The sequence below is a fragment of the Microbacterium soli genome (genome assembly GCF_039539005.1).
Taxonomy (GTDB): Bacteria; Actinomycetota; Actinomycetes; order Actinomycetales; family Microbacteriaceae; genus Microbacterium; species Microbacterium soli.
The window spans coordinates 2,241,559-2,253,572 of the sequence record NZ_BAABCP010000001.1 but is presented as its reverse complement, the minus strand read 5'-3'; the positions used below and the strand labels follow the sequence as shown (position 1 = coordinate 2,253,572).

The window sequence follows — 12,014 nt, the reverse complement described above, 5'->3', positions numbered from 1 at the left end:
CAGCCGAGCAGACGCCGCACTCCGCGGCGGCTCGGGCGACGCCGACTGGCTCCATCACGGCCGAGCCGGTCCCCTCGCGATGCCGGCGACGAAACGGCGCACGCCTGCGAGTGTCGAATCGCCATGTTGACGACACGAGACCCTCTTGATATCGTTGCTTTTGCGACAACCCGATTTCTTCTACGGCACCAAGCCGGATAGCAATCACCAACCCGAGAATCACCGACTCAGCGACGAGAAGCAAGGGGAACGATGACATGCGCATAGGATCCCGGACGATTGATGGCAAGGACGTCACGACAGCGTTGATCTTCATCGTCGTGAGTGTCATCTCGCTGTTCGAGGGCATTCGGCTGTCGCTGAATCCCCCCGCCTTCCGAATGAATCAGGTCCTGAAACCGGGCTGGTACCTGATCCTCATCGCCGTGCTCCTGCTGGCCAGCGGGGTGGGCTATCTGGTCACACTGATCGTCAAGGCCCCGAAGACCGCGCCGGATGCCGTGGACGATGCCGGCACCGGGGACGAGGACGTCGCGCCTCCGGTGCGAAACGGTCTCATGTCTCGGCTTCTCTGGCTGATCGCAGCACTCGTGGGCTACGGCGTCCTCATCGCCGTGCTCGGCTACGTCCTCGCCACTCCGATCTTCTTCCTCAGCGCGAGCATCATCTTCGGAGTCCGGAAGATCCTCCCTCTCGTCATCATGACCGTCGGCCTCTCCGCGGTCCTGGTGTTCGTGTTCATCTATCTGCTCCGCGTGCGCATGCCCACCGGACTGTTCGACCTGTTCAACATCTGAAAGCCCGGCACGACCTGCACGCCTCGGTTCGCTCCAAGCGGGAAGGACAGAATTCATGGAGATCATCAACGGACTTCTGGACGCACTCCAGCCCTCATATCTGATCAGTGCGCTGATCGGCGTCCTCGCCGGAACACTGGTCGGCGTCCTTCCCGGGCTCGGCCCCTCCGCCACGATCGGAATGCTCCTGCCGGTGACCCTCCTGTTCGGAGATCCGGGTGCATCGATCGCGATGCTGGCGGGCGTCTTCTACGGTGCGATGTACGGGGGATCGACCACCGCCATCGTCGCGAACATCCCCGGCGAGGTGGCCAGCATCCCCACCACGTACGACGGGTTCCCCATGGCGAAGAAGGGACGCGCGGGGCAGGCGCTGTGGATCTCGGCCGTGGGATCCTTCTTCGCCGGAACAATCGGCCTCATCCTGCTGACGCTCGTCGGTGCGACCCTCGCCCGCTTCGCGCTCTCGTTCACCCCCGCGGCGTACCTCGCCCTGCTCGTGTTCGCCCTGGTGGCGGTCATCTGCCTCAACGAGGGGTCCGTGATCAAGGCCATCGGCGCCGCGGCCTTCGGCATGGTCCTCATCAGCGTCGGCGTCGACGAGGTCTCCGGCGGTCAATTGCGGATGACGTTCGGCATCGGCGTGCTGCGCGAAGGGCTCGAGCTGGTCCCCATCATCGTCGGCCTGTTCGGAGTCACAGAAGTGCTCATGAGCGCGGAGAGCGGCATCAAGAGCTTCCACAGCGGCCCGCTGGGGAAGATGATGCCACGCGGGAAGGAGCTCAAGCGCGGATTCGCGGGCATCCTGCGAGGCACTGCGCTCGGCTTCCCGCTCGGCCTCCTGCCCGGCGCCAACCCCGCCGTCGCCTCGTTCATGGCCTACGACCTCGAGAAGCGCGTCTCCCGGCATCCGGAACGATTCGGGCGGGGAGCCATAGAAGGCGTCGCAGCTCCTGAGGCCGCGAACAACGCGAACGCACAGGCGGGTTTCATCCCGCTGATGTCCCTCGGCATCCCCACGACCTCATCGCTGGCGATCCTCATGGCCGCCTTCATGATGTTCGGGCTGCAGCCGGGCCCTCTCCTGTTCACCGGAGACAATGCGGGCATCGCCTGGGCGATCATCGGCAGCATGTACATCGGCAATGTCATGCTCCTCGTCCTCAACCTGCCCCTCGTGGGGCTCTGGGCGAAGATCAGCGTCATCCCGATCAAGTACATGGGACCCGCGATCCTCGCCGTCTGCATCATCGCCTCGTACTCGACCCGGAACAGCATGTTCGATGTCTGGGTGACCATCGTCTTCGGTGTGATCGGCTACCTCATGAGAAAAGCACATTGGCCGCTCAGCCCGCTTATTCTCGGACTTATCATCGGGCCGATGATCGAAGCCAGACTTGCTCAGACTCTGAGCCTTCCCAATGGTCTCGGAACGCTGGTCAGCACGCCTGTCCCGCTCATCATCCTTATTCTGACCATTGCTATAATCGCCGTGTCCGTGAGGTTGAGAAGAGTCATCCCGACTGAGCACCGGGAGGAGATGCTGGAAGAAGCCAGCTAGACATTCCCAGAAAAAGGAGTTTTTCGGTGAACGGTGACTTTTCTCCAGTCGGTGAAGGGGTTCGAAAACTCTCTTCGGTGCAAAGGGCCCTCCAGGTCCTCCGCATGTTCGTCGGTCACGACAACGGCTGGACGGTCACCGAGGTCGCCAATGAGCTCGGAGTCAGCAAGTCCGTCATCTCACGACTGATGGCCACTCTCGCCGCCGAGGGATTCCTCGTGCTGCGCTCGGACACGCGCCGCTACTTCATCGGCCCGGTCGCCTTCGAGGTCGGGACGAGGTTCGGAGCGGCGAACCTCGGCAGCTCCCTCCAGCCGATCCTCCAGGACCTCTCGGAGCGCACGAACGCCACGGCCCAGCTGGGCACCCTGCAGGGTGCCTTCGTGAGCTTCCTCGCGGTGAGCGTCGGCGGTGGGATGCTGCGCGTCGTCGCGTCCCCCGGGGAGCGCCGCTACGTCCATATATCGGCGATCGGCAAAGCCCTCCTGGCGGCGCTGCCGGAGACGGAGCGCCGCCGTATCGTGAACTCGATGCTGGTCGGCGGGCTGCTTCCCGCTTCCGCCCCCGAGACGATCCGGGATCCCGAGGCGTTCCTGAGGCATCTGGAGGCGACGCGGGAGCGCGGCTACTCGCTGTCAACCGGGGAGACGGAGACGACCATCTCCGGCATCGGCATGGTCATAGCCACGAACGTCACCGGTTTCCCACTCGGGCTCAGCCTCTCCTACCCCTCGACGAGGTTCTCGGTCGAGGATCACCCGCGACTGGTGAAGGAACTCGAGGACGCCAGCACGGCCGCCCGACGGATCTGGTCCGACACCGTCAGCTGAACGACTCGTGGCCCTCCCGAGATGCTCGGGAGGGCCACGGTGTCGAACTCCGCCGTGAGATCAGCTCTCCGGCGCCAGCTTGATCTGTACGGTCTTCGCCTCCAGGTACTCCTCCAGGCCCATCCGCCCCTGCTCGCGGCCGATCCCGCTCCGCTTGTAGCCGCCATGCGGAAGATCATCGATCCCCACATTGTTGTAGCCATTGACGAACATCTTGCCGGTGCGGACTCCCCGCACGACACGCAGTGCCCGATCGATCGAGCGGGTCCACACCCCGCCCGCAAGGCCGTAGTCCGAATCATTGGCGATGCGGATGGCATCCGCCTCGGAGTCGAAGGAGATGACGGACAGCACCGGGCCGAAGATCTCCTCCTGAGCGATCCGCGCGGAATTGTCCACGCCATCCACGATCGTGGGCCTCACGAGCAGGCGGGAAGCGTCCTCGTCCGAGGGGACGCCGCCGGCGACGACCGTTCCCTCCTGCGCGGCCAGAGAGATGTACTCCACCACACTGTCGAAGTGCTGCTGGTCGACGAGAGGGCCCATGGTGGTGTCCTCCGAGAGCGGATCGCCGACCGTCTCAGTGCTCGACGCGTACTCGATGAGCTTCTGGAGGAACTCATCGTGCACACGGGAATCCACGAGGAGACGCGTCCCCGCAGAGCACTGCTGGCCGGAGTTGTTCGTGAAGGCACGCACCGACACGCGCGCAGCCAGGTCGAGGTCGGCATCCGCGAACACGATGTTCGCGGATTTTCCGCCCAGTTCCAGGACAACGGGCTTGTTGGTGTCGGCCGCCGCCTTCATGACCGTCGCACCCGTCCGCGAGGAGCCGGTGAACGCCACTTTGTCCACCTTCGGCGACGTCGCCATGATGGAGCCGACAAGGCCGCCGCGATCGATGTCGCTCGTGAGAGCGTTGAACACCCCGGCGGGCACCCCCGCCTCGGCGAGACATTCGGCGAGAAGCATCACGGGCCCCGAGCACCGATGCGAGGGCTTGCACACGATCGTGCATCCCACTGCCAGGGCAGCGGCGATCTTCACCGTCGGGTTGACGATCGGGAAGTTCCAGGAGGACATGATGGCGACGACGCCGACCGGCTCCTTGAGCACCATCCCGAATCCGTCCTCGACGCGGTCCACGATGGAGGACCCCTCGATGTCGAGCGCCGCGCCGGCGTAATACTCGAAGGTGCGCACCGCGGTGCGCAGCTCGCCGCGACCGACCTGCATCGCCTTTCCCGACTCCACCGCCATGCGCCGGGCGAACTCATCCTCGCGAGCCCTGAGGATCTGCGCGGCACGGCTGAGGATCTGGAACCTCTCGTTGGCGCTGGTGCGACGCCAGGGTCCGTTGTCGAACGCCTCGCGGGCGACGTCGATCGCCCGCTGTGCGTCGTCCTCCCCCGCATTGGCGAACACGGCCGCCAGGGAGCCGTCGTACGGGTTGTGCCGCTCGAACGTGCGCCCGCTCTTCGCAGGGACGAACTCGCCGTCGATCCACAACTCGAACCTCTGCATCGTCGAACCCGTCGATGTCGTCATGATTCGATTCCTTTCACATGCGTGTCGAGCCAGTCGATGGCATCGACCATGAAATCTGCGAAGACCTCAGGATTGCGGAACCAGAAGATGTCATAGTGCGGTCCCTTCGGGATCAGCAGCTTCTTCGGCTCACCGGCCTTCTCATAGAGGCTCTTCGACTCTTCCGGAGGGACCGTCATGTCCTCGCTCATATGCACGAACATCACAGCTCGCGGCGCGATGCGCGCGACCATCTCCTCGGGCTTGAACTCGATGACCGCTTCGGCCGTCTCGAGCGGGTAGCCGTCGTATCCGGACTTCTCGCAGAACTCCCGCCACTGCCGGTCCCTCGCTTCCGATGCGGCACGATCCGGAATGTGGATCTCGTTGGGGTTCACGACCTCCGACTTCCCCGTCAGCACTCGCCGTTGCCGATCCTCCGCGATCCGATCCAGGAAGGCCTTCCACTCCCAGCGCGGACGCTCACTGCGAAGCCAGCGCTCGCAATCGCCGATCCCGACCGTGCCGACCAGCGCCTTGATCCGTTCGTCCTCGGCGGCCGCGGCGACCGCGATGCTGCACCCCCATGCGCTGCCGAACACGCCGATCCGATCCGGATCGACGTCATCGCGGCTCTGCACGTAGGTCACGGCATTGCGCATGTCCTCCACCTGCTCCCGGGGGATGACACGACCGCGGGGACCCTCGCTCTCGCCGATACCGCGGCTGTAGTAGGTGAGCACCCCGTACCCGGCGAGGCTCAGGGCTTCGGGCACCCCGACCATCTGGAGCCCGATCATCCCCGAGAAGCCATGTCCGCAGACGATCGCCGGAGCGTTCTGGTCCCCATTGGCCGGTGGATACCAGAATGCGCGGATCTTGTGACCGGCGCTGTAGAAATGCACATCCTGCGGCGTGGCAGGCGATAGTCCGACGATCTCTTCTCTGGTCAGCATGTCTTCATCCTCCTTGGGAACGTGGTCGATGTGGTCAATACTGCGCGTATGCACGAGCGGGTGCGCCGTCGGCTCCGAGGAACCCGATCGGCGCGGCCGCGAGCATGCATCGCCGGGTCCCGACCTCGCCCAGCCTGGCGATGCTGTGCAGCACGGGGATCCCCGCCTCCAGCAGGATCCTCAGCGAGGTGTAGCGGAATCCCTCGGCGCGCAGCGAGTGCCCGAGATCCACGCTCTGGACGTCCATCCCCACCATGCGGACCTCGTGCTCGACCAGCCAGTGCGCTGCGTCCTCGCTGAGGTACGGATGATGGCTGGCGTACTCGGGCTGTCCGACCCGAGCATCCCAGCCCGTGCCGACGAAGACGATGTCGCCGCCGGCACGGACCATGTCGGTCCCCTCCAGATCAGAGGCCGTCACGGCCTCGTTCTCACCACGCGGGAGATCGAGCACGACCCCCTCGCCGACGAACAGCTCCAGCGGCAGCTGATCGATCGTGGCGGCGCCGGGAACGAGATGGGAGGGGGCATCCAGATGGGTGCCGATGTGGTTCCCCAAGCGGAACTCCATGCCCCCGGGGCGCGTGCCGTCGGCCTCGTGCGTCACCGTCAGATCCAACGACGGGTACACGTCGGGGTCGAAGGGCAACGACAGGTCGATCACCACGCCGCCGGCGCCGTGCGCGGCGTTCATTCCGCCACCAGCGGTGTCACGAGGGTTCCGAGACCGTCGACCGATGCCGACATGACGTCGCCCGGACGCAGATACGGGTACTTCCCGCTCAGCGCACCACCGGCCGGCGTCCCTGTGGCGATGACGTCACCCGGTTCGAGGGTGCCCCATGACCACCGTTCGACGAGCGCCGGGATGTCCCAGATCATCGTCGACGTGTTCGCGTTCTGGCGGACCTCGCCGTTGACCGCCATGCTCACCTGAAGCTTCATCGGATCGCTGATCTCGTCCCGGGTCACCAGCCACGGGCCCATCGGGGCGAGTCCGTCCATGTTCTTGCCGATGAGATGGTTGCCCTTCTCCGACTCGTGGAACTGGATGTCACGGGCGCTGATGTCGTTCAGGATGGTGTATCCGGCGATGTGGTCGTAGACGTCTTCGCGCTTGATGTACCGGCCGCGCTTGCCGATGACCACGGCGAGCTCGACCTCGTAGTCCAGCTGCGAGGTCACCGACGGGATGGCGACTTCGTCCCCTGGGCCGACCACCGACGAGCTCACCTTCACGAAGCCCCGCGGTATGGGGTTCTCCTCGGCGGGTGCCGGCGAGGACCCGGCCGTCTCAGCGGCATGATCCGCATAGTTCTTCCCCGCTGCGAGGATCTTGCCGGGGCGGGAGATCGGCGCGCGGAGCCGAACCTCGCTCTCGCCGAAACGCAGCCGCTCTCCGGCCGCACCCGACTCCGCGCCGATCCGCACGGCTTCATCCACCGCCTCCCGAACCCGCTCGAGCGCGATGTCGCCGCCCGCCAGCAGACGGCGCATGCAGGTCGGGACCTGCGCGTCGACGAGCGACCGGTCGGCGACGTCCTCTCCGGCACGATGCCTGCTCAGAGCGTATGCGTAATTCGCGTCCACGATGCTGCCGTCGACATACACTCCGAGCCGTGTTCCCACGTACTGCGGGACGACCGGATGATAGGTGACCAGTTTCATGAGGAACTCCTTCGATTGACTTCACAACTGCGATGCATGTCCCTGCCGGAGGCCGTCCCCGGCGGATCGCGATCGGCCGCGGGAGCGGGCCGCCGGGCGGGTGCGCTCCCGCGGCCGATCGGACGGCAGCGGATGGTGGCCGGCGCCGTCAGTCCTCGACGATGACGACGGCGCGGATGGGGCTGGCCTCGACCTGCTCGAACGCCAACGGCGCCGCAACCAGCGTCAGCTTGCCATCGGCAGGAAGCTGGTCGAGGTTTCGGATGTATCCCATCGTGAGGATGTCGTTCTCCAGGAAGGACTTGAGCGCATACACCTCACGGGGGGTGTCCGGCGCGTCCTTGGAGTGGGCGTAGTCGTAGCCGACGAGGACCGGACGCTGGCTGACCACCCAATCGACCGCGGCCGGGCCGATGTACGGAGCCCGCTCGAGGTAGTCCGGCTCGCCGTAGTGCGCGTTCCAGTCCGTTCGCATCAGCAGGCGCTTGCCGGTGATGGACCGCCCCTTCAGCGCCGCCTGGAGGTGCTCGGGCTGCACCGCCTCGTTCTCCCCCACGTACGGGGTGAGGTCGGCCAGCACGGCTTCGCCGACGAAAGTCTCCAGGGGGAAATCATCGATCGCCTTGCCGCCCGGGACGAAGTGCATGGGCGCATCGACATGCGTTCCATGGTGAAGCCGCATGGTCACGGCCCGCACCTGCTGACCCACACCTCCCGGATAATCCTTGATGATCTCGAATGACATCTGCACGTTCTTCACGCCCTCCGGCGTATTGTGCAGATAGTCACTGCCCAGCGCGAGACTGATGTTGACAACCTTCTTCACGTTCATGCTCCTCTTCGGATCCGTACGGACCGTCCTCGCTCAGGCCTCCGAGCCCCACTCGCCGGTGTCGAACCAACGGCGCCAATCGGCCAGGCCACGATGGATGTCCCACGCCGGCGCGAATCCGAAGTCCTTCGCGGCACGGCTGATGTCCAGCGGCGGCATCTCGGCCGGGTGGGTTGTGATCTGGAACTCCTTGCCGCCCTCCACGACCCCCTTCCAGGGGCCGTCGCCGATACGAATGGTGCGCTCGGGGAACGCAGCCTGCAGCGCCTCGAACGCCTCGGACATCGTCGTGCTCCTGCCCCGGGACAGTCCATAGGTGTGGTAGAGGCCCTCACCGTCATGCAGGTACAGGTTGGTGATGCCGAGCGCGATGTCCTTGACGTACGTGTAGTCGAAGACGGAGTCGCCACCCTGCTCACGAATGACGTCCTTGCCGCTCAGCGCCTCGAAGAAGGCCTCGAACAGCGGCTGGATGCGCGGGTTGGCTCCTGGACCATAGACGTTGCGCGGGCGGAAGGCCGTCGCGTTCACACCGTGCAGCGACCGGTACGCGTACACGAGCTGCTCGCAGGTGAGCTTCGTGAGCGGGTAGATGCCGCCCAGCGGGAGAGAGATGTCGGTCTCGCCCTGAGGCTTCTTCAGATCGGACGGACGGCCCATCACACCCGCCGCACTCGCGACGAGGATGCGCCGCAGTTTGAGCGAACGGGCGAGCTCGAGGAGGTTGGCGGTTCCGACGATGTTCGTCTGGATCGCCTCGAGCGGGTGGAGGTCGTTCTCGATCGGTGGCAGCATGGCCGCGCAGTGGATGATGCCGTCGACCTCGTGCCGAGTGACGACGTTGAGCATGGTCGCGAGATCGGAGACGTTGCCCGTCTCCGCGACCACCTGGTCTCCGAAGCCGCCGATGATGGTGTTGTCGGGCTTCGGCAGGATCCTGTCGAAGATCACGACCTTCTCGCCCCGCTGGACGAGCATTCTCGCGACGTTGCTTCCGATGGCCCCGACGCCACCAGTGATGAGTACGGTCATTTCAGAACTCCTTCGATCTTTCCGCAGTGAATGTGATGTGTCTGCTCAGTCGGCGCTGTCGAGCGCTTCCTTCACGATGCGCATGGCGTTGTGCCCCCGCGGAAGCCCGGCGTACACCATCATCTGGCTGGCGAGGGAGATGAGCGCCTCCCGGGACACGCCGAGGTGCAGCGCCCACCGGCAGTGGTTCAGCAGCTGTTCCTCGATCCCCAACGCCATCAGCGCGCTGATCGTGCACAACGATCGCGTCTTGATGTCGATCGCGGGGTCCGCCCAGATGGTTCCCCAGAGCAGTTCATCCTTGCGCCGCTCCACTTCCGGCGCCATTTGCCCGCTGATCCCCTTTCCCAGGGTTCCGGATTCTCCGCGGTAGGTTTGGACGATTTCTTCCGCCTTGGCGTAAACGTCACTCATCTTCGCACCTTTCAATCTCGTGTCCATGAATCATCGGGAAATGTCGTATTTCTCGATCCAGCGAACCCAATCACGCACGCCGGATTCCAGATCGTATTGCGGACGCCACCCCAATTCGTTGTACGCGGCCTCCGTCGACGCATTGTCATCGCGGGGTGCACGCCCTTGGGTCATGGAGCCCGAATTCGTCGCGGAGATCTTGAATTCCGTGTCCGGGAAGATCTTCTGCATGGTCTCGACGACCTGGTCATAGGTGTACGTCCGGTCCATGCGGATGTTGTAGACCCGCTGCGACAGGTTCGGTCGCGTGCAGGCCAGCGCGAACGCGACGGCGTCATCCTTGAAGTAGATGAACTCGTGGTTTCCCGCGTAGGTCAGCGACGGATCCGTGATCTCGACCGGCCCCCCTGCCACCGCTCCGTACACGAGCGGGCGCACCACGGTTCCCGTCAGGCCCGCCGGCTCCCCGGGCGTCGGGCCGAACCCGCCGCCCAGACGCAGCGCGACGAACTCCATGTCGTAGGTGTCCGCGTACAGCAGTCCCAGGTGCTCGCAGGTCAGCTTGCTGAGCTCGTACATCGTCCGCGGCCGGTCGCTGATCACCCGCATCTGGAAGTCCTCCGGCAGCACATCGCCGGATTCGGGGGCGGCGGCGATCTGGTTGACGCCGCGAGTGCTCGCGAGGACCACACGCCGGACACCGGTGTTCCGCGCGACCTCGAGCACCGAACCGGTGCCTCCGATGTTCAGGCTCACACCGGCGAAGGGGTGGGCGCGAAGAGTCTTGGTCAGGAAGCCCGCGAGGTGCAGGATCGTGTCGACCTTGTGCTCCCGAACCGCCGCCGACAGCGCTTCCTGGTCGTTCACGTCACCCACGACGACGGGAACATCGGTGATGTCGGCGATCGAGCCGATGAACGAAAGGTTCGGCGACTTGTCGAAGATCACGATCTCGTGACCCTGTGCCTGCAGTTCCCGCGCGACATGGGACCCGACAGCACCGACTCCGGTCAGCATCACGGACATGCGAACTCCACTCCTCGTCGATCGGTTCTTGCGACGGGCCGTCGGCATCCGTCACGTCAGAGCATTATATGTTGCCGTATTTGCAACCTGTTTGCGCTGATGTCAATACGCTATCGAGGTATCCTCGCTCTGTCAAGGCGACGGCGCAGAGAAGAGGCGATCGGCCGGGTGTGCTCGAGCACACCCGGCCGATCGCCTCCGACAGCGAACGCGCTCAGTCCTCGTACAGGGAACCGAACTCCTCTATCTCGCTCTGGACATGCGCAGTGAAGTCCTTGGAGTTCATGAACGCCGGCCGCGACGCGACGTTCTCCAGCTGCTCCTGGATGTCCGGCTCGTCGAGCATCTTCTCGATGAGCTCCTCCCAGGCCGACACGACGTCGTCCGGAAGCCCCTTCGGCCCCGCCAGCCCCAGCCACGAGGTGATCTGCACCTCGGGGAAGCCGGCCTCCGTCGTGGTGGGCACATCGAGCCCCGGCCAGCGGTCATCCGCGATCGCGAGCGGCTTGACGACATTGCCCTCCACCGGACCGAGCGACGGTCCCACGGCGGCGATCACCAGGTCCGCATCACCCTGGTTCGCCAGGACGATCGCATCACCGCTGCCGTCCTGGATCAGGGACTTCGTCTTCTGAGGGTCGACGCCGATGGACCGGAAGAACTGCAGCATGGGGATCTCGGCGACACCGGTGGCCGACCAGGTGAAGTGCTCCGGATCCGCCTTCGCGGCATCCGCGGCATCCTGCAGCGTCTCGAACGGCGAGTCCGGTGACGTGAGGAAGAGCATCGTGTTGCTGCTCAGGCGCGAGATGAACGTCTGGTTCATCACATCGAACGGAAGGTCGTCCCCCAGCTGGTTCGGAAGCAGCGACGAACTGCCGATCGCATGGAACATCAGGGAATACCCGTCCGGCTCATCCCCCTGGAGCTCGAGGTTCGCCGGCACCGTGTTCCCTCCGGCCTTGTTCACGACATCGACGTTGACACCCCACTCCGCGCTCGCGTACTGCGCCAGCATCCGCGCCACGGTGTCCGAGGTCCCGCCCTCGAAGGCGACCATGATCTCGATATTGCGAGTCGGATAGTCCGACGCGCCCTCTGTCCCCCCACCCGTGCTCGGCCCGGACGTGCACCCGGCGGCGATGACACCGGCCACGGTGAGCATGGCTGCGGCCATCAGGCCGCGTCCGAACCTACTCTTCTTCCATCTCACGATGAACTCCTCCTCATTCGAACGAAATCCTTCGCTCAGTGCGATGCACCGGGCTTCAGCTATCGACGTCGACGAACTGCTCGGTTTCGAAATTGTGGGCTCAGCATCTCGCCGATCACATTCTCTATTTGTTGCCGTATACGCATCAGGTTTGCGTA

12 protein-coding genes are annotated in these 12,014 nt (G+C 64.8%); 3 read left to right on the top strand and 9 right to left on the bottom strand.

The window, feature by feature from the left end; all coding sequences use genetic code 11:
* The first annotated feature begins 257 nt into the window (after nucleotides 1–257).
* From ABD770_RS10605 to ABD770_RS10595, 3 genes are all read left to right on the top strand, one after another.
* Entirely contained in the window at nucleotides 258–797 is a 540-nt protein-coding gene (locus ABD770_RS10605) for a tripartite tricarboxylate transporter TctB family protein (protein ID WP_344819525.1), read from the top strand.
* A gap of 55 nt (nucleotides 798–852) precedes the next feature.
* Nucleotides 853–2,358: a tripartite tricarboxylate transporter permease gene (locus ABD770_RS10600; RefSeq protein ID WP_344819524.1), complete on the top strand. Its 1,506-nt coding sequence runs from the start codon at nucleotides 853–855 to the stop codon at nucleotides 2,356–2,358.
* 77 nt (nucleotides 2,359–2,435) lie between these two features.
* Complete coding sequence (locus tag ABD770_RS10595; protein WP_344819523.1) at nucleotides 2,436–3,188, top strand: IclR family transcriptional regulator; 753 nt, start codon at nucleotides 2,436–2,438, stop codon at nucleotides 3,186–3,188.
* Between the two features lie 60 nt (nucleotides 3,189–3,248).
* Here ABD770_RS10595 and ABD770_RS10590 read toward each other — a convergent pair whose 3' ends face one another.
* From ABD770_RS10590 to ABD770_RS10550, 9 genes are all read right to left on the bottom strand, one after another.
* A complete protein-coding gene (locus ABD770_RS10590) occupies nucleotides 3,249–4,736 on the bottom strand; it encodes an aldehyde dehydrogenase family protein (protein WP_344819522.1) in 1,488 nt (495 codons plus the stop codon).
* Nucleotides 4,733–5,671 (bottom strand): alpha/beta hydrolase, encoded by a 939-nt coding sequence (locus ABD770_RS10585; protein ID WP_344819521.1) that lies wholly within the window; start codon nucleotides 5,669–5,671, stop codon nucleotides 4,733–4,735. Before ABD770_RS10585 ends, ABD770_RS10590 begins: the two co-directional genes overlap by 4 nt.
* A 34-nt stretch (nucleotides 5,672–5,705) precedes the next feature.
* Complete coding sequence (locus ABD770_RS10580; protein WP_344819520.1) at nucleotides 5,706–6,365, bottom strand: cyclase family protein; 660 nt, start codon at nucleotides 6,363–6,365, stop codon at nucleotides 5,706–5,708.
* The gene (locus ABD770_RS10575) at nucleotides 6,362–7,339 is read right to left on the bottom strand and encodes a fumarylacetoacetate hydrolase family protein (protein WP_344819519.1); all 978 of its coding nucleotides are present in this window, start codon (nucleotides 7,337–7,339) and stop codon (nucleotides 6,362–6,364) included. Before ABD770_RS10575 ends, ABD770_RS10580 begins: the two co-directional genes overlap by 4 nt.
* Before the next feature lie 148 nt (nucleotides 7,340–7,487).
* Nucleotides 7,488–8,165, bottom strand: a complete 678-nt coding sequence (locus ABD770_RS10570) for a cyclase family protein (RefSeq protein ID WP_344819518.1) — start codon at nucleotides 8,163–8,165, stop codon at nucleotides 7,488–7,490.
* 39 nt (nucleotides 8,166–8,204) lie between these two features.
* Nucleotides 8,205–9,203 carry an NAD-dependent epimerase/dehydratase family protein gene (locus ABD770_RS10565; RefSeq protein WP_344819517.1) on the bottom strand — a complete coding sequence of 333 codons (999 nt, stop codon included), beginning with the start codon at nucleotides 9,201–9,203 and terminating at the stop codon, nucleotides 8,205–8,207.
* 45 nt (nucleotides 9,204–9,248) lie between these two features.
* Entirely contained in the window at nucleotides 9,249–9,617 is a 369-nt protein-coding gene (locus ABD770_RS10560) for a carboxymuconolactone decarboxylase family protein (protein WP_344819516.1), read from the bottom strand.
* A 30-nt stretch (nucleotides 9,618–9,647) separates the two neighbouring features.
* On the bottom strand, nucleotides 9,648–10,643 hold the full coding sequence (locus ABD770_RS10555) for an NAD-dependent epimerase/dehydratase family protein (protein WP_344819515.1): 996 nt from the start codon (nucleotides 10,641–10,643) through the stop codon (nucleotides 9,648–9,650).
* A gap of 214 nt (nucleotides 10,644–10,857) precedes the next feature.
* Complete coding sequence (locus tag ABD770_RS10550; RefSeq protein WP_344819514.1) at nucleotides 10,858–11,856, bottom strand: Bug family tripartite tricarboxylate transporter substrate binding protein; 999 nt, start codon at nucleotides 11,854–11,856, stop codon at nucleotides 10,858–10,860.
* Between the last annotated feature and the right edge of the window lie 158 nt (nucleotides 11,857–12,014).